Source organism: Kitasatospora sp. Root107, from assembly GCF_001424875.1.
GTDB lineage: Bacteria > Actinomycetota > Actinomycetes > Streptomycetales > Streptomycetaceae > Kitasatospora.
In genome coordinates, this window is sequence record NZ_LMCT01000002.1 from 40,098 (window position 1) to 56,663 (window position 16,566).

15 protein-coding genes are annotated in these 16,566 nt (G+C 71.9%); 1 reads left to right on the top strand and 14 read right to left on the bottom strand.

What is annotated here, in order from left to right; genetic code table 11:
* The 12 genes from ASC99_RS40060 to ASC99_RS03670 form a co-directional block, all read right to left on the bottom strand.
* A partial coding sequence (locus tag ASC99_RS40060; RefSeq protein WP_369825071.1) for an AAA family ATPase occupies positions 1-340 on the bottom strand: 340 nt, incomplete at its 3' end.
* A gap of 42 nt (positions 341-382) precedes the next feature.
* Positions 383-799, bottom strand: coding sequence for a type II 3-dehydroquinate dehydratase (locus ASC99_RS03620; RefSeq protein ID WP_057228167.1), 417 nt, complete (start codon positions 797-799; stop codon positions 383-385).
* Positions 796-1,884 carry a 3-dehydroquinate synthase gene (gene aroB, locus ASC99_RS03625; protein ID WP_057228169.1) on the bottom strand — a complete coding sequence of 363 codons (1,089 nt, stop codon included), beginning with the start codon at positions 1,882-1,884 and terminating at the stop codon, positions 796-798. The genes ASC99_RS03620 and aroB overlap by 4 nt, the downstream gene beginning before the upstream one ends.
* The gene (locus ASC99_RS03630) at positions 1,881-2,396 is read right to left on the bottom strand and encodes a shikimate kinase (RefSeq protein ID WP_057228171.1); all 516 of its coding nucleotides are present in this window, start codon (positions 2,394-2,396) and stop codon (positions 1,881-1,883) included. The genes aroB and ASC99_RS03630 overlap by 4 nt, the downstream gene beginning before the upstream one ends.
* The gene (gene aroC / locus ASC99_RS03635) at positions 2,393-3,577 is read right to left on the bottom strand and encodes a chorismate synthase (RefSeq protein WP_157531364.1); all 1,185 of its coding nucleotides are present in this window, start codon (positions 3,575-3,577) and stop codon (positions 2,393-2,395) included. The genes ASC99_RS03630 and aroC overlap by 4 nt, the downstream gene beginning before the upstream one ends.
* A gap of 117 nt (positions 3,578-3,694) precedes the next feature.
* Positions 3,695-4,528, bottom strand: a complete 834-nt coding sequence (locus tag ASC99_RS03640; RefSeq protein WP_200948269.1) for a shikimate dehydrogenase — start codon at positions 4,526-4,528, stop codon at positions 3,695-3,697.
* Positions 4,525-6,240 (bottom strand): endolytic transglycosylase MltG, encoded by a 1,716-nt coding sequence (gene mltG, locus ASC99_RS03645; RefSeq protein WP_057228175.1) that lies wholly within the window; start codon positions 6,238-6,240, stop codon positions 4,525-4,527. The genes ASC99_RS03640 and mltG (ASC99_RS03645) overlap by 4 nt, the downstream gene beginning before the upstream one ends.
* A 112-nt stretch (positions 6,241-6,352) precedes the next feature.
* Entirely contained in the window at positions 6,353-7,534 is a 1,182-nt protein-coding gene (gene mltG / locus ASC99_RS03650) for an endolytic transglycosylase MltG (protein ID WP_082629821.1), read from the bottom strand.
* Between the two features lie 245 nt (positions 7,535-7,779).
* Positions 7,780-8,262 (bottom strand): Holliday junction resolvase RuvX, encoded by a 483-nt coding sequence (ruvX, locus tag ASC99_RS03655; RefSeq protein ID WP_057228177.1) that lies wholly within the window; start codon positions 8,260-8,262, stop codon positions 7,780-7,782.
* Positions 8,262-10,931, bottom strand: a complete 2,670-nt coding sequence (gene alaS / locus ASC99_RS03660) for an alanine--tRNA ligase (protein ID WP_057228179.1) — start codon at positions 10,929-10,931, stop codon at positions 8,262-8,264. The genes ruvX and alaS overlap by 1 nt, the downstream gene beginning before the upstream one ends.
* The gene (locus ASC99_RS03665) at positions 10,931-11,353 is read right to left on the bottom strand and encodes a DUF6167 family protein (RefSeq protein WP_057228181.1); all 423 of its coding nucleotides are present in this window, start codon (positions 11,351-11,353) and stop codon (positions 10,931-10,933) included. The genes alaS and ASC99_RS03665 overlap by 1 nt, the downstream gene beginning before the upstream one ends.
* A 2-nt stretch (positions 11,354-11,355) precedes the next feature.
* A complete protein-coding gene (locus ASC99_RS03670) occupies positions 11,356-11,835 on the bottom strand; it encodes a DUF948 domain-containing protein (protein WP_057228183.1) in 480 nt (159 codons plus the stop codon).
* A 304-nt stretch (positions 11,836-12,139) separates the two neighbouring features.
* Between ASC99_RS03670 and ASC99_RS03675 the strand changes: the two genes are divergently transcribed.
* On the top strand, positions 12,140-14,290 hold the full coding sequence (locus tag ASC99_RS03675; RefSeq protein ID WP_057228185.1) for an AAA family ATPase: 2,151 nt from the start codon (positions 12,140-12,142) through the stop codon (positions 14,288-14,290).
* On the opposite strand, the gene rpsD is transcribed toward ASC99_RS03675, so the two are convergent.
* Both rpsD and ASC99_RS03685 read right to left on the bottom strand, forming a co-directional pair.
* Positions 14,278-14,892: a 30S ribosomal protein S4 gene (gene rpsD, locus ASC99_RS03680; protein WP_057228187.1), complete on the bottom strand. Its 615-nt coding sequence runs from the start codon at positions 14,890-14,892 to the stop codon at positions 14,278-14,280. The two genes, ASC99_RS03675 and rpsD, sit on opposite strands and share 13 nt — an antisense overlap.
* Positions 14,893-15,203: 311 nt before the next feature.
* Positions 15,204-16,553, bottom strand: coding sequence for a replication-associated recombination protein A (locus ASC99_RS03685; RefSeq protein ID WP_057228189.1), 1,350 nt, complete (start codon positions 16,551-16,553; stop codon positions 15,204-15,206).
* Positions 16,554-16,566: the final 13 nt, after the last annotated feature.

The following is a 16,566-nucleotide window of genomic DNA, read 5'->3' on the forward strand; positions in this document are numbered from 1 at the left end:
GGGCCAGCCGGTACTGCGCCTCGGAGGCGTTGTTCCAGCCGGACTGCGGGTTGGCGAACCCGGCCTGCACCCACTCCCGGACGTCGTCCAGGCTGATGTGCGCGGTCGCGGTCGGGCGGCGCTCGGCCCAGTGTCTGGCCACCGTGGTCTTGCCCGCCCCGGCGGGGCCGATCAGCAGCACCGCGAGCGTGAGTGCGGGCGCCTGCGGCGGCGGCAGCTGGACCGGTGCGCCGGTCGGAAGGGCGAAGTGACCGGTGGCGGCCTGCGGCGGGTACGGCGGCCGGACCGGCGGGGCCGAGTAGCCCGGCGGCACCTGACCTCCCCCTGCGTACTGCGTCACTGAGCACCTCCCGACGCCCCGGGTTGTTGGTCTTGACGATCTTCAGTGCGTCGACCACCGCTCATAGCTGCCGAGCCCGAATCCGGCGATGGTGCCGGAGGCGACCGCGGCGATCACCGAGTTGTGCCGGAAGGTCTCCCGCGCGTACGGGTTGGAGATGTGCACCTCGATCAGCGGGGCGGTCCGCTGCGCGGCGGCGTCCCGCATCCCGTACGAGTAGTGCGTGAAGGCGCCCGGGTTGATCACCACGGGAGTCTTCTCGTCGGCGGCCCAGTGCAGCCACTCGATCATCTGCTGCTCGGAGTTGGTCTCCTTGACCTCCACCTCGAAGCCGAGCTCCTTGCCGAGCGCGGTGCAGCGCGCGACCAGCCCGGCGTACGAGGTGGCGCCGTAGACGTCCGGCTCCCGGCTGCCGAGCCGGCCCAGGTTGGGGCCGTTCAGCACCAGCACCCGGCTCACGACGACACCTCGGCGTACGCGGCCACCAGCACCTGCGGGTCGGGGCCCTCCAGCACCGAGGTCTTGGCCAGACCGTCCAGCACGACGAAGCGCAGCAGGTCGCCGCGCGACTTCTTGTCGATCTTCATGGCGTCCAGCAGCTTCGGCCAGGCGTCCGCCCGGTAGGTCAGCGGCAGGCCGACCGAGCCGAGCACCGTGCGGTGCCGGTCGGCGGTGGCGTCGTCCAACCGCCCGGCCAGGCGGCCGAGTTCGGCGGCGAAGACCATGCCGATGGAGATCGCGGCGCCGTGCCGCCACTTGTACCGCTCGTTGCGCTCGATCGCGTGGCCCAGGGTGTGGCCGTAGTTCAGGATCTCGCGGAGGCCGTTCTCCTTGAGGTCGCCCGAGACCACGTCGGCCTTGACCTGGATCGCCCGGCGGATCAGCTCCACCGTGTGCTGCCCGGCCGGCGTCTTGGCGCCCTCCGGGTCGGCCTCGATCAGGTCGAGGATCACCGGGTCGGCGATGAAGCCGCACTTGATCACCTCGGCCAGGCCGGAGACGTAGTCGTGCTTGGGCACGGTCTCCAGGGTGGCCAGGTCGGCCAGCACGCCCACCGGCGGGTGGAAGGCGCCGACCATGTTCTTGCCCTCGGCGATGTTGATGCCGGTCTTGCCACCGACCGCCGCGTCCACCATGCCGAGCAGCGTGGTGGGCATCGACACCCAGCGCACCCCGCGCAGCCAGGTGGCCGCCACGAAGCCCGCCAGGTCGGTGGTGGCCCCGCCGCCCAGGCCGACGATCACGTCGCTGCGGGTGAAGCCGGTCTGCCCGAGCACCGACCAGCAGTACGCGGCCACCTCGGCGCTCTTCGCCTCCTCGGCGTTCGGCACCTGCAGCAGGATCGCGTCGTAGCCCTCAGCGGCCAGGTCCTCGCGGATCGCCTCGCCGGTGGCCTCCAGCGCCTCGGGGTGGATGATCGCCACCCGCTTGGCCCGGGTGCCGATCAGCCGGCCCAGCTCGCCGAGCAGCTGACGGCCGATCAGCACGTCGTACGGGTCGTGCCCGGCACTGCCGCCGACGTGGATCGTGACGGTGTTGCTCATGCTGTCTTCAACTCCAGTGCTTCCAGTACGGCGTCCGCGACCTGCTCCGGCGAACGGCCCTCGGTGTGGACCACCGCGGTGGCCACCTCCAGGTACAGCGGGCGGCGGGCCTCCATCAGCTCGCGCCAGGCGGCTCGCGGGTTCACCGCGAGCAGCGGGCGCGGGGCGTCCAGGCCGACCCGCTTGACCGCGTCGCCGAGCGCCACCTCCAGGAACACCACCGGGAGGCCGCGCAGCAGTTCACGCGTCGGCTCCGCCATCACCGCGCCACCGCCGAGCGCGAGCACGCCGTCGTGCGTGGCGGCGGCCGCCTCGACGGCGCGCAGCTCCAGCGCCCGGAAGTGCGGCTCGCCCTCGTCGATGAAGATCTCCGGGATCGGCTTGCCCGCGAGCAGCTCGATGTCCTGGTCGGTGTCCCGGAAGGTGACGTCGAGCCGCTCGGCGAGCAGCCTGCCGACCGTGCTCTTGCCGGCCCCGGGCGGGCCGACCAGCACGACGAGCGGTGCGGTCATCGGACGATCAGGTTGTCGAGGTAGCCCTGCACGTTGCGGCGGGTCTCGGAGACGTTGTCGCCGCCGAACTTCTCCGCCACCGCGTCGGCCAGCACCAGGGCCACCATCGCCTCGGCGACGATGCCCGCGGCCGGCACGGCGCAGACGTCCGAGCGCTGGTGGTGCGCCTTGGCGACCTCACCGGTACGCACGTCCACGGTCTGCAGCGCGCGCGGCACGGTCGCGATCGGCTTCATCGCGGCCCGCACCCGGAGCAGCTCGCCGGTGGACAGGCCGCCCTCGGTGCCGCCGGAGCGGCCGGAGGTCCGCTTGATGCCCTCGGCGCTCGGCACGATCTCGTCGTGCGCCTGCGATCCTGGCACCCGGGCCAGCTCGAAGCCGTCGCCGACCTCGACACCCTTGATCGCCTGAATACCCATCAGGGCGGCCGCCAGCCGGGCGTCCAGCCGACGGTCCCAGTGCACGTGCGAGCCGAGGCCCACCGGCACGCCGTACGCCAGCACCTCGACCACACCACCGAGGGTGTCGCCGTCCTTGTGGGCCTGGTCGATCTCGGCGATCATCGCCTTCGACGCGTCCGGGTCCAGGCAGCGCACCGGGTCCTCGTCGAGGCGGGCCTCGTCGGAGGGCAGCGGCAGCACACCGGCCGGGGCCTTGGCAGCGGCCAGCTCGACCACGTGCGAGACGATCTCGATGCCGCAGGTCGCCTTGAGGTAGGAGCGGGCCACCGCGCCGAGCGCGACCCGGGCCGCGGTCTCCCGGGCGGAGGCGCGCTCCAGGATCGGGCGGGCCTCGTCGATCGAGTACTTCTGCATCCCGGCCAGGTCGGCGTGGCCGGGGCGCGGGCGGGTCAGCGCCTCGTTCCTGGCCAGACCCGCGAGGATCTCCGGGTCGACCGGGTCGGCCGACATGACCTGCTCCCACTTGGGCCACTCGGTGTTGCCGACCATCACGGCGACCGGGGAACCCATGGTCTCGCCGTGTCGGACCCCGCCGAGGAAGGTGACCTCGTCCTGCTCGAACTTCATCCGGGCACCGCGGCCGTAGCCGAGCCGCCGACGGGCCAGCGCGTCGGCGACCAGTGCGGTGGTCACCGGCACCCCGGCCGGCAGGCCCTCCAGCGTCGCGACAAGTGCGGGGCCGTGCGACTCCCCCGCCGTCAGCCAGCGCAACGTACCCAACGGGAGCTCCTTCGTCAGCGGCCGGGCGGCCGGGCGTTCGTTCGCCACGATCCTTTCACGTCCCGGGAGCCATCGGGCGCATGGTCCGCGTTGCGGACATGATCGGTCCGAACCTTGTCAGCTTGCTCCGGCCAGCGCGGCCTCGCCCGCCGCCCGCATCGCGGCCAGCGGGCCCTCGGCCACCCCGGTGAAGTACTCGAACTGGAGCACCGCCTGATGCACCAGCAGATCGAGGCCGCCCAGCACGGTGGCACCCCGCCCGGCCACCGCCGCGACCAGCTCGGTCGGCCACGGGTGGTAGAGCACGTCGAACAACGCGCCGGGCGCGCCGGTGATCGCCGGGGCGAACGCGTCGGTGGCCCCGGCCGGGGTGGTGGAGACGGTCAGCGGCGCGGCCAGTGCCGAGGCCCCGTCCGCCCAGTCCGCCGTCCGCAGCTTCAGGCCGAGCCGCTCGCCCAGCTCGCGCATCTCGGCGGCTCGCTCCGCGCTGCGCACGTAGACGGTGACCTCGCCGGTGCAGACCTGCGCGAGCGCGGCCAGCGCCGAGGAGGCGGTCGCGCCCGCGCCGAGCACCGAGGCCGACTCGACCGAGTCGATGCCGCGCTCGCGGAGCGCGTTCACCAGTCCTGGCACGTCGGTGTTGTCACCGCGCCGGTGGCCGTCCGCGCCGAACACCACCGTGTTCACCGCGTCCACGCTCAGCGCGGTCGGGCTGACCTCGTCCAGCAGCGGGATGATCGCCCGCTTCAACGGCATGGTCAGCGACAGCCCGGCCCACTCCGCCGGGTCGAGGCCGGCCACGAAGGCGGGCAGCCCGGCCTCGTCCACCTCGTACCGGCCGTACTGCCACTGCGTCAGCCCGAGCGCCGCGTACCCCGCCTGGTGCAGCACCGGCGAGAGCGAGTGCGCGATCGGCGAGCCGAGCACGGCCGCCCGGTGCCGCGTCGTCACGTCTTGCACATCCCGGCGGCCTCGTCGAAGCCCCACTTGTTGGCGGTGCAGTAGTCCTTCACGTCCTTCTTGAACGCCTCGAAGGTGACCGCGAAGCGGGTCTCCTGCGGGGAGAGCGCGACGAAGTAGACCCAGTCGCCCGGCGTCGGGTTGAGCATCGCCTTGATCGCGTCGTCACCGGGGTTGGAGATCGGGGTCGGCGGCAGGCCCTTGTTGACGTACGTGTTGTACAGGCTCTTGTCACCGTCCTTCTCCGCGACGGTGAACTTGGTGCGGCCCAGCTTGTACTGCAGCGTGGTGTCGAGCTGCAGCTTGCCCTGGGTCGCGGGGGTGTTCAGCCGGTTGGAGATCACCCGGGCGATCTTGCCGAAGTCGGCCGAGTTGTTGCCCTCGGCCTGCAGGATGCTGGCCGCGACGAGCACCTCGTAGCCGCTCTTCAGGCCGATCTTCTGCGCACCCGCGTCCAGGTTGAGCTCCTGGTAGTGCTGGGTGGCGTTGGCGACCATCTGCTTGAGCAGGTCCTCGGGCTTCATGCCCTGGCTGATCGAGTACTTGGTCGGGTACAGGAAACCCTCGATGTTGCCGTTGGCGTACGGCGGCAGGCCGAGGGAGGCCACCTGGGCCTTGGCCACACCCGCGGTGGTGCCCGGTGCGAGCTTGAGCTTTCCGTCGATCAGCGCGTAGGTATCGGTGGCCTTGCGGCCCTCGGGCACGATCAGCGCGTTGCCGCCGGCCGACTCGACCAGCAGCTTGACCGCCTCGTCGCCGGACATCTCGTGGTGCAGGGTGAAGAAGCCCGCCTGGATGTTGATCGCCTTGGGGTTCCGGTTGAAGGCGGAGACGAACGCGTCGACGCTCTTCACCACGCCGGCGTCCTTGAGCACCCGGCCCATCGTCCCGCCGACCGAGTCCGGCTTGATCTCCACCTGCACCGAGCCGGTGCCCGCGCCCGTGAAGTCCGGCGGCGGGCCGAAGTGCTCCTGGTAGAAGCCGTACCCCCACCAGCCGGCCCCGGCCACGCCGCCGAGCAGCACCAGCGCGACCACCAGGCAGGCGCCGCTGTTGCGGCGGCCGGACTTCTTGCCCTTCTCCTTGCGGTTGCGCTCGGCCGAGCGGGAGTCGTCCTGGTCGCCGAAGAAGGACTCCTCCTCCGGCTCCTGGTGCGCCTCGACCTCGTCGTCCGCCCACTGCTCGGGCTCGGGCTCGACCACCGAGGGCCGGGCCTGCGGCGCGTCCAGCGCGGCGGCCTCGGCCTCCCAGTCGATGCCGTCCGGGCCCGGGCCAGCGGGCTGCGGCGCGGCCGGCTGCTGGGGCTGCTGCTGGTAGCCCTGCTGCTGCGGCATCGGGCGGCGCGGCTGCTGCACCTGCTGCGGTTGCGGCTGCTGTACGTACTGGGGCTGCTGCTGCGGCTGACCGTACTGCGGCTGCTGGGGCTGCTGCGGGTATCCCGGCTGCTGCGGCTGCCCGTAGCCGTACTGACCCTGCTGCGGGTAGCCGGGCTGCTGCGGCTGGGGTTGCTGGCCGTACTGCGGCTGCTGCTGCGGCCATGACTGCTGCGGCTGCTGCGGGTAGCCCTGCTGGCCGCCGCCGTACTGGTCCTGGGCGTACTGCGGCTGCTGCCACTGGTCGCCCGGAGCACCGCCCGGCCCGGGATCGCCCGGCTGCCAAGGCCGCGTGCCCTGGGGCTGGTAGCCCCCGCCCAGATCAGTCATCGATCCCCTTAAGCCGGTCCGGCAAGACATCTCGAACCGGCGTGCTAAAGCAACGTTTGGAGGGAGACGTTACCGTACCGCAGCGTTAACCCCGGTGGGCCCGGACGGACAGTCAGTGACCACCTGCGCTCGGTGAGGAGGACCGCTCGGCCTGCCGGGCGTTGAACTCGGCCACGTTGCGCTGGTGCTGCTCGTAGCTGTCGGTGAAGCGGGTGTCGCCCGGCCCGACGGTGACGAAGTACAGCCAGTCCCCCTCGGCCGGGTGCGTCGCCGCCTGGAGCGCGTCCCGCCCCGGGTTGGCGATCGGGGTCGGCGGCAGGCCCTGGTGCAGGTAGGAGTTGAACGGCGAGTCGAGCTTGGTGTCACCGGCGGTGGTGGTCAGGGTCGACCGGTTCAGTGCGTAGTTGATGGTCGAGTCGAACTGCAGTGGCATCGACTTCGCCAGCCGGTTGTAGACCACCCTGGCCACCTTGGTCATGTCCTCGGGGTTGTCCGCCTCGCCCTGCACCAGGCTGGCCAGCGTGAGGATCTCGTACGGGCTCCGGCCGTACGCCTCGGCCGCCTCCGCCACCCCGTCCGAGGCCTGCCGCTTGGCCGCCTGAGCCACCATCAGCTGCAGCAGCGTCAGCGGGGTGGTCTCGTCGGTGACCGGGTAGGTGGAGGGGAAGAGGTAGCCCTCCGGGTTGCCGCGGGCCGATTCGGGCAGGCCCAGTGCCGCGACCTGCTGCCCGGCCACCCCCTTGGTGGTGCCCGCAGCCAGCTTGAGCTTCTGGTCCACCGCCGCGTAGATCTGCTCGGCCCGCCGGCCCTCGGGGATGGTCAGCGCGTTCGCGTTGGCCGGGTCCAGCAGGACGTTCAGCGCGGAGACGGCCGCCATCCGCAGGCGCAGCGTGTACGTGCCCGGCTGGATCCGGGTGCCCGCCGGGCTCTTGGCCGCCGCCTCGGTGAACGCCCGGACGCTGGCCACCACGCCCTCCTTCTGCAGCGCCTGGCCGATCTGGGTGAGGGTCGCGCCCTGGACCACCGAGATCTGGGCGGTGCCGGTGCCCGACCCGGCGAAGTCCGCCGCCTTCTCCTGGTCCGACGGCCAGAGCAGGAAGGTGGCCAGCGCCGCCAGGCCGAGCACCCCGGCCAGCGCCAGCACGCTCAGGCAGCAGGCCAGGCCGCTGCGCAGCCGGCGCGGGTCGGGCGGCTCGAACCCGGGCGGCAGGCCCTCGGGTTCGAGCACCGGCGCGCCGAGGTGACCAGGCGTCAGACCGGGTGCCAGGCCGGGTGCGGTGTACGGATCGGTCATGGTCGCGTCCCCTCCGAATGCGGAACGGGGCACCTGCGGAGTTCCGCAGGTGCCNGCCCCGTCCGGGACTTGGGTCTGGCTGACGGATCACGCCGGGCTCGCGACGCCGGAGCACGCACCTCGCCGGCTTGTCGTCGGTCGCCGATGCTCCGCATGGGCTCCCTCCTCCGCACCGCCGAGGCACGCACTCCGCCGCCGCGAGCTGATCCGGCGTGATCCGTCAGCCAGACCCTAGATCAGAATGATCAGCTGACCGGTTCGACGCTCTCACCGGGGGCGCGGCCACTCACCCGTTCGGTCTCAAGCGCGCTCTGCAGGATCACCACGGCTGCCGCCTGGTCGATCACCGAACGCCCCTTCTTCGAGTTCCGGCCGGAGGCCCGCAGGCCCTGGGCGGCGGTGACCGTGGTCATCCGCTCGTCCACCAGACGCACCGTCACCGGGGCGACCAGCGCGGCCAGCCGCCCGGCGTACGCGCGCACCTTGACGGCGGCCGGGCCCTCCTTGCCGCTCAGCGAACGGGGCAGGCCGACCACCACCTCGACGGCGTCGTACTCCTCGACGATCTCCTTCAGCCTCGCCTGCGAGCGGCCGCCCGCCGGGACCGTCTCCACCGGGGTGGCGATCAGCCCGTCGGGGTCGCAGGAGGCGACCCCGATCCGGGCGTCCCCCACGTCCACGGCGATCCGGCGACCCCGGCGGAAGACCTTCTCCTCCTGAGCCTCCATCAGCTGGCGCGCTCCGCGACCAGACCGCGGACGGCGGCGATCGCCTCGTCCACGGCGGCCGGGTTGCTGCCACCGCCCTGGGCGACGTCGTCCTTGCCGCCGCCGCCACCACCGAGGGTCTTGGCGGCGACCTTGACCAGCTCGCCGGCCTTGACGCCGCGCGCGCGGGCGTCCTCGTTGGTGGCGATCACGGTCACCGGACGGTCGTTGGCCACCGTGAACACGGCGACCACGGCCGGGCGGGAGCCGAGCCTGGCCCGCACGTCGAGGACCAGCTTGCGCAGGTCGTCGGCGCCGGTGCCGTCGGCGACCCGGGCGGCCACCACCGTGACGCCGTTGACGTCCTCGGCGCTCCCGGCGAGACCCGAGGCGAGCGCCAGCACCTTCTCGGCGCGGAAGCGCTCGATCTCCTTCTCGGCGTCCTTGAGCTTGGCGAGCATGCCCGAGATCTTCTCCGGCAGCTCCTCCGGACGGCCCTTGACCAGCTCGGTGAGCTGGGCCACCACGGTGTGCTCCTTGGCCAGGAACTTGTACGCGTCGGCGCCGACCAGCGCCTCGACCCGGCGCACGCCGGCGCCGATCGAGGCCTCGCCGAGCAGCTTCACCAGGCCGAGCTGGGCGGTGTTGCCGACGTGCGTGCCACCGCAGAGCTCCTTGGAGAAGTCGCCGATGGTCACCACCCGGACAGCGTCGCCGTACTTCTCGCCGAACATCGCGATGGCACCCGACTTGCGGGCCTGATCCATCGTCATGACCTCGGCGGTGACCTCGAGCTCACGGGTCAGCACGTCGTTGATCTTCTGCTCGACGTCCACCAGCACCGAGCCCGGCACCGCGGTCGGCGCGCCGAAGTCGAACCGGAACCGGCCCGGGGCGTTCTCGGACCCGGCCTGGGCGGCGGTGGGGCCGAGCGCGTCCCGCAGCGCCTGGTGGGTCAGGTGGGTGGCGGAGTGCGCGCGGGCGATCGCCCGGCGGCGGTCCAGGTCGATCTGGGCGTACGCGTGCGCGCCCAGCACGACCTCACCGACCACCACGCGGCCCTTGTGCACGACCACGCCGGGCACCGGCGCCTGCACGTCGCGAACCTCGACCACGGCGCCGGAGTCCAGCCGGATCCGGCCCTGGTCGGCGAGCTGGCCGCCGCCCTCGGCGTAGAACGGGGTGCGGTCGAGCACCAGCTCGATGTCGTCGCCCTCGTGCGCGGCCGGGGCCGACACACCGTCGACCAGCAGGCCGACCACGGTGGCCTCGCCGTGCGACTCGGTGTAGCCGGTGAAGACGGTCGCACCCGAGCGGTCCGCCACCTCGCGGTAGGCGGAGACGTCGGCGTGGCCGTGCTTCTTGGCCCTCGCGTCGGCCTTGGCCCGGTCCCGCTGCTCCTTCATCAGGGTGCGGAAGCCGTCCTCGTCCACCGACAGGCCCTGCTCGGCGGCCATTTCGAGGGTGAGGTCGATCGGGAAGCCGTAGGTGTCGTGCAGCTGGAACGCCTTCGCACCGGCGATCACGGCCGAGCCGGCGGACTTGGTCTCGGCGACCGCGGTGTCCAGCAGCAGGGTGCCGCTGCGCAGCGTCTCGAGGAAGGAGGCCTCCTCGCCGACGATGACGGCCTCGATCCGGTTCTTCTCGGTGAACAGCTCCGGGTACTGCGGACCCATCGCGTCGATGGTGATGTCCGCGAGCACCTTGGCGACCGGCTCGGTGGCACCCAGCAGCCGCATGTTGCGGATCGCCCGGCGCAGGATCCGGCGCAGCACGTAGCCGCGGCCCTCGTTGCCAGGGGTGACGCCGTCGGAGACCAGCATCACCGAGGTACGGATGTGGTCGGCGACGACCCGCAGCGAGACGTCCGACTTGGTGTCGACGCCGTACTTGTGGCCGGTCAGCTGGGCCGCCCGGTCCAGGATCATCCGGCTGGTGTCGATCTCGAAGAGGTTGTCGACGCCCTGCAGGATGGTGGCCAGGCGCTCCAGGCCGAGGCCGGTGTCGATGTTCTGGTTCGGCAGGTCGCCCAGGATCGGGAAGTCGTCCTTGCCGGTGCCGGCGCCACGCTCGTACTGCATGAAGACCAGGTTCCAGATCTCCATGTAGCGCTCGCCGTTGACGGCCGGGCCGCCCTCCTCGCCGTACGCGGGGCCGCGGTCGTAGTTGATCTCCGAGCACGGGCCGCACGGGCCGGGGACGCCCATCGACCAGAAGTTGTCGGCCTTGCCGAGGCGCTGGATCCGCTCGGCCGGGACGCCGATCTTGTCCCGCCAGATGGCCTCGGCCTCGTCGTCGTCCTGGTAGACGGTGATCCAGAGCTTCTCGGGCTCCAGGCCGTAGCCGCCCTCCGCGACGGGGGTGGTCAGCAGCTCCCACGCATAGCTGATCGCCCCCTCCTTGAAGTAGTCGCCGAAGGAGAAGTTGCCGCACATCTGGAAGAAGGTGCCGTGCCGGGTGGTCTTCCCGACCTCCTCGATGTCCGGGGTCCGGACGCACTTCTGCACGCTGGTGGCGCGGGTGAAGGGCGGCTTGACCTCGGCGAGGAAGTACGGCTTGAAGGGCACCATGCCGGCCGGGACCAGCAGCAGGGTGGGGTCGTCGGCGACCAGGGACGCCGACGGAACAACGGTGTGGCCGCGCTCCTCGAAGAAGCGCAGCCAACGGCGGCGGATCTCTGCCGACTCCATCATTGGTCCTTCCGGTTGGTGGTTCCGCCGGGCAGCTCGTCGAGCTGACGCGGCGTCGAATCAATGGCTTGGGGGGTCTTGCTGGTGCGAAGGCTGGGGCGCAGGGCGGCGGCCGGGGAACCCGGTGCCGCCGAGATAGCTCGGTACTGCGGCTCGCCGCGCAGCGCTCGCCGGCGGGTCGGCTCGACCACGGCGGTGCCGTCCAGGCCGAGGTCGCCGCGCAGCTGCTCCTCGCGCTCGGCCATCCCGGCCCGGACGTCGGCGGCGAACCGCTTGGCGGTGTCGCCCAGGTGCAGGGCACCGCGCGCGGCGGTACCTGACAGGCTGTCGGGAGTGAGCCGGTGCACGGCCTCGTTGGCCTTGCTCATGGCCCAGACGGTGGCTCCGGCGCCGACCGCCATCCAGAAGATGCGTCGCACCATGGTCAGCCCCTCACCGCTCGGCGGACCCGGCCCAGCAGCCCGCCGCCACGCGGCGCGGTGGCGGCCCGGACCTCGGCCCGGATCAGCCGGGCCAGTTCCTCGCGCTCGCCCGCCTGCTGGGGCACCGTCAGGCCGGCCTGCTGGCGGCTGACCGCCTTGCGGACGCCGTAGCTGAACGCGGCCACCTTCACCAGCGGGCCGCCGATGGTGGCGGCGACGGTGGAGGAGAGCGCGTTGGCGTTGGCAGCGGCGTCCTGGACGTTGGCGGTGATCTCGTCGACCCGCTCCAGCTGCTCGTTCGCGCTCCGGACGGCGGCGCCCGCGTCGGTCAGCAGCGGCACGGCCTGCTCGGTCACGGCGGCGACCAGCACGGTGGCCTCACGCAGCACCTTGGAGAGCCGCACCAGCACCACGGCGAGCAGGGTGACCAGGACCGCCCAGAACACGGCCACCAACAGGCCGGCCAGCTCTCCCACGGACACCTTGCGCGCTCCCTACTTGCCACGTATCTCAGGTTTGAACCCTATCGCGCTCCGCAACGAGTTACTCGCACCCCATTCGCAGGGTGCTCAGCCCGCTACGGAGTCAGGGGCTCGGGGCCCTGCTGATGGGCGGCTCCGCCGCGTGGGCGACGCCGACCTCGGAACAGGTGATCCGTGCGTAGCGGGTCAGGCACTTTCGCATTTTGCCTGGCTGGTCACCGCAGTAACCTACCGGTGGGTCAGGTCGTTGGGCGGGATGGCTCGCAGGTCGCGGGCCTGGGTCTCGGCCACGGGGGCGACGGAAGTGTTCAGTGCGACAGACCGGCTGCCCGCCGAGTTGACCAGCTTCGTCGGCCGGGAGGCCGAACTCGCGGGCCTGACCGGCCTGTTGCGAGCCGGACGGCTGGTCACCGTGACCGGCCCCGGCGGCGTCGGCAAGACCCGGCTGGCGCTGCGCGCGGCCGCTGCGGCGGCGAGCCGCTTCGCGGACGGCGTCCGGCTGGTCGAGGTGGGCGCCGTCCAGGACCCGCTGCTGCTGGGGCACGCCGTGCTGGAGGCGCTCCGGTTGACCGACTCGACCGCCCGGCCGCCCGAGGACGTCCTGGTCGAGCAGCTGGCCGACCGCGAGCTGCTGATCGTGCTGGACGGCTGCGAGCACCTGGTGGCGCCCTGCGCCGAGCTGGTGGTGACCCTGCTGCGGGCCGTCCCCGGGCTGCGGGTGCTGGCCACCAGCCGGGAGACCCTGCGGGTGCCGGGCGAGCACCGGATGCCGGTCGCCCCGCTGCCGGTCAGCACCCCGGACGGCACCCCAGCCGAGGCGGTCCGGCTGTTCGCGGACCGGGCCGCCGCCGTGCTGCCGGGCTTCGAGCTGACCGACCGTAACCTGACCGAGGTCACCCAGCTCTGTCGCCGGCTGGACGGTATCCCGCTGGCCGTCGAGCTGGCCGCCGGCCGGCTGCGGGCGCTCTCGGTGGAGCAGATCGCGCTCCGGCTGAACGACCGCTTCCGGCTGCTCACCGGCGGCGACCGGAGCACCCCCGAGCGGCACCAGACCCTGCGCACCACGATCGGCTGGAGCCACGAGCTCTGCACGCCGAAGGAACGTTTAACCTGGGCCCGACTCTCGGTCTTCTCCGGCAGCTTCGACCTGGATTCCGCCGAGTACGTCTGCGTCGGCGACGGCCTGGCCGCCGACGAACTCCTCGACCTCATCGGCGAGTTGATCGGCAAGTCGGTGCTGCTCCGGGAGGAGGGCGAGCTCGGCGTCCGGTACCGGCTGCTGGACACCCTGCGCGAGTACGGCGCCCAGTGGCTGCGTGCCACCGGCGAGGAGTACCGACTGCGCTGCCGGCACCGCGACTGGTACCTCGGGATGGCCAGCTGGGGCGAGATCGAGTGGTTCGGCCCGCGCCAGCAGGAGACCGCCGAGCGGACCAGGCTGGCCCACCCCAACCTGCGGACCGCACTGGAGTTCTGCCTGGCCGAGCCCGGCGAGGAGCAGCTCGCACTGCTGCTGGCCGGGACGCTCTGGTTCTACTGGGTCGGCTCCGGCCACCTGGGCGAGGGCCGGCACTGGCTGGACCGGGCGCTCGCGCTGGCCCCCGAGCCGACCGAGGCCCGGGCCAAGGCGCTCTGGGTCACCGGGTACATGGCCACCCTGCAGGGCGATCTGGTGCGGGCCAGGCCCGCACTGGCGGAGTGTCACCGGCAGGCACTGGAGACCGGCGACGACCGCGCACTGGCGTACGCCGTGCACCGGCAGGGCTGCGCCGCCCTGATCGGGGACGAACTCGCCCGTGCCACCGAGCTGTTCGAGGACGCGCTGTGGCACTACGACGCGATCGGCGAGCTGAACAGCAACGTACTGATGGCGATGTTCGAGCTGGGCGTGACCTACCTGTTCCAGGGCGAGACCGAGACCGGTCAGCGCTGGCTGGAGAAGGTCAGGGAGACCTGCGAGGAGCACGGCGAGCAGTGGGCGTACGCCTACGGGCTCTACGCGATGGCGTACTCGAACTGGACGGCCGGCGAGCTGCGCACGGCCCGGGCGCACGCCCGGGAGTGCGTGCGGCTGAACCACCTGTTCCGGGACCTGCTCGGGGTGGTGCTGGCGCTGGACATGCTGGCAGTACTGGAGACCGAGGGCCCGAATCCCGACCTGTACGAGGCCCGGGTGCTGCAGGGCGCGGCGCACCGGATCTGGCGGGCCGTCGGAAAGCCGTTCTTCGGCTCCCGCTCCTTCAACGGCCCGTACCGGACCTGCGAGGAGCGGACCGGGGAGGGGCTGCCCGAGCAGGAGTTCCGCGAGGCGTTCGCGCTGGGCGCGGCGCTGGACCTGGACCAGGTGGCCGCCCGGGTGCTCGGCCGGGAGACGCTGGAGACCCCCTGGAACGGGACGAGCCCCGCAGCCGAAAGGCTGCGGGGCTCGGTACCGACCGCGGGTCAGCGCGAGTAGTACTCGACGACCAGCTGCTCGTCGCAGATCACGGGGACCTCACGACGGAGCGGGGCACGGTCCAGGCGGAACGCCAGGGCGCGAAGGTTGACCTCGAGGTACTTCGGGGTCTGACCCTCGCCCGCGTAGCCACCCTCACGGGCGACCTGGAACGGGACCTTCTCCTTGCTACGGTCACGCACGGTGACAACGTAGCCCGGCTTCAGCTGGAACGACGGCTTGTTGACCTTGCCACCGTTGACCTCGATGTGGCCGTGAACGACCATCTGACGAGCCTGGTAGATGGTGCGGGCGATGCCCGAACGCAGGACCAGCGAGTCGAGGCGGACCTCGAGCTCGGCGATCAGCGCGTCACCGGTCTTGCCCTCGGCCTTCTTCGCGCGGTCGAACGCGCGGGCCATCTGCTTCTCGCTGAGGTCGTACTGCGCGCGCAGACGCTGCTTCTCGGTCAGACGGACCTTGTAGTCAGAGTTCTGCTTGCGGCCACGGCCGTGCTGGCCGGGCGGGTACGGGCGGGCCTCGAAGTACTTGACGGACTTCGGGGTCAGCGGAATGCCCAGGGCACGGGCAATCTTGACCTTGGGGCGCTTCTGGTTCGCCATGAACCAAACCTTCCTTGCGAATGAATACGGCTGCACCAGGTGTTGATGGAGGTTGCTCCTCGCGACCAGGAGAAAAACCACCCCGAGGGGTGATCAGCCGCTCTCCGGGCCGGGCACATCTGTGCTTGCACACGTGCGGCCCACCGCCGGGAAGGTGGTGGGCTGCCCGCGACACCGAAAACGGTGCGCAACGCTCCAGGAGAATCCCTACGAGAGGGAGACTCGGGCCACTGCCCCGCTGGTGCGGACGGTCGGTGGGCTCACGCTCACCGCCGTACCCGGGACAAGGCACTTCGAGTCAGTGTACAGGTTTACTGATCTCCTCTGAGCCGGCCCCTGGTCCACTCCACGGTGTCCGCGTACCGGGCCTCGCCGCCGTGCCTGGTCGGCCGGTAGTACTCCTTGCCGTGCACCGCGTCCGGGGCGTACTGCTGGGTGGCGATGCCCTCCGGCAGGTCGTGCGGGTACTGGTAGCCCTGGGCGTGGCCGAGCTTGGCCGCGCCCTTGTAGTGCCCGTCCCGCAGGTGCGGCGGCACCGCGCCGGCCAGGCCCTGCCGGACGTCGGCCAGCGCCGCGTCGATCGCCAGGTAGGCCGCGTTCGACTTGGGGGCCAGGGCCAGCGCGATGGCGGCCTGGGAGAGGATGATCCGGGCCTCCGGGAAGCCGATCAGGGCCACCGCCTGGGCGGCCGCGACGGCGGTCTGAAGGGCCGTCGGATCGGCCAGGCCGACGTCCTCGCTGGCCGAGATCATCAGCCGCCGGGCGATGAAGCGCGGGTCCTCCCCCGCCTCGATCATCCGGGCCAGGTAGTGCAGGGTGGCGTCCACGTCGCTGCCCCGGATCGACTTGATCAGGGCGCTGGCCACGTCGTAGTGCTGGTCGCCGTCCTTGTCGTAGCGGACGGCCGCCTGGTTCACCGCCGTCTCGGTGGTGGCCAGCGAGATCGTCTCCTCGCCCTTCTCCAGCGCCGCCCCGGCCGCCGCCTCCAGCGTGGTGAGCGACCGGCGGGCGTCACCCCCGGCCAGCCGGATCAGGTGGTCCTCCGCCTCCTGGCTGAGCGTCAACTGCCCGCCCAGACCGCGCTCGTCGGTCACCGCGCGGCGCAGCAACAGGCGGATGTCCTCGTCGGTCAGCGACTCCAGCGTGAGCAGCAGCGAGCGGGACAGCAGCGGGGAGATCACCGAGAAGTACGGGTTCTCCGTGGTGGCCGCGATCAGGGTGACCCAGCGGTTCTCCACGGCGGGCAGCAGCGAGTCCTGCTGGGCCTTGGAGAAGCGGTGGATCTCGTCCAGGAACAGCACCGTCTCCCGGCCGCTCATCCCGACCGCGCGCCGGGCCCCCTCGATCACCGCCCGGACCTCCTTGACCCCGGCGGTGATCGCCGACAGCTCCACGAACCGGCCCTCGACGGCCTGGCTGATCACGTGCGCCAGCGTGGTCTTGCCGGTGCCGGGCGGCCCCCAGAGGATCACCGAGCTGGTCGCGGCCGGGCCACGCGTGCTGGCCACCAGCCGCCGCAGCGGCGAGCCGTCCTTCAGCAGCTGCCGCTGCCCGGCCACCTCGTCCAGGGTGCGCGGGCGCATCCGTACGGCCAGCGGGGCCCGCCCCGGCTCCTGGCTCTGGCGTTCCTCGGCGGCTGCGGTGAAGAGGTCCGGTTCCACGCCTGAAGGGTAT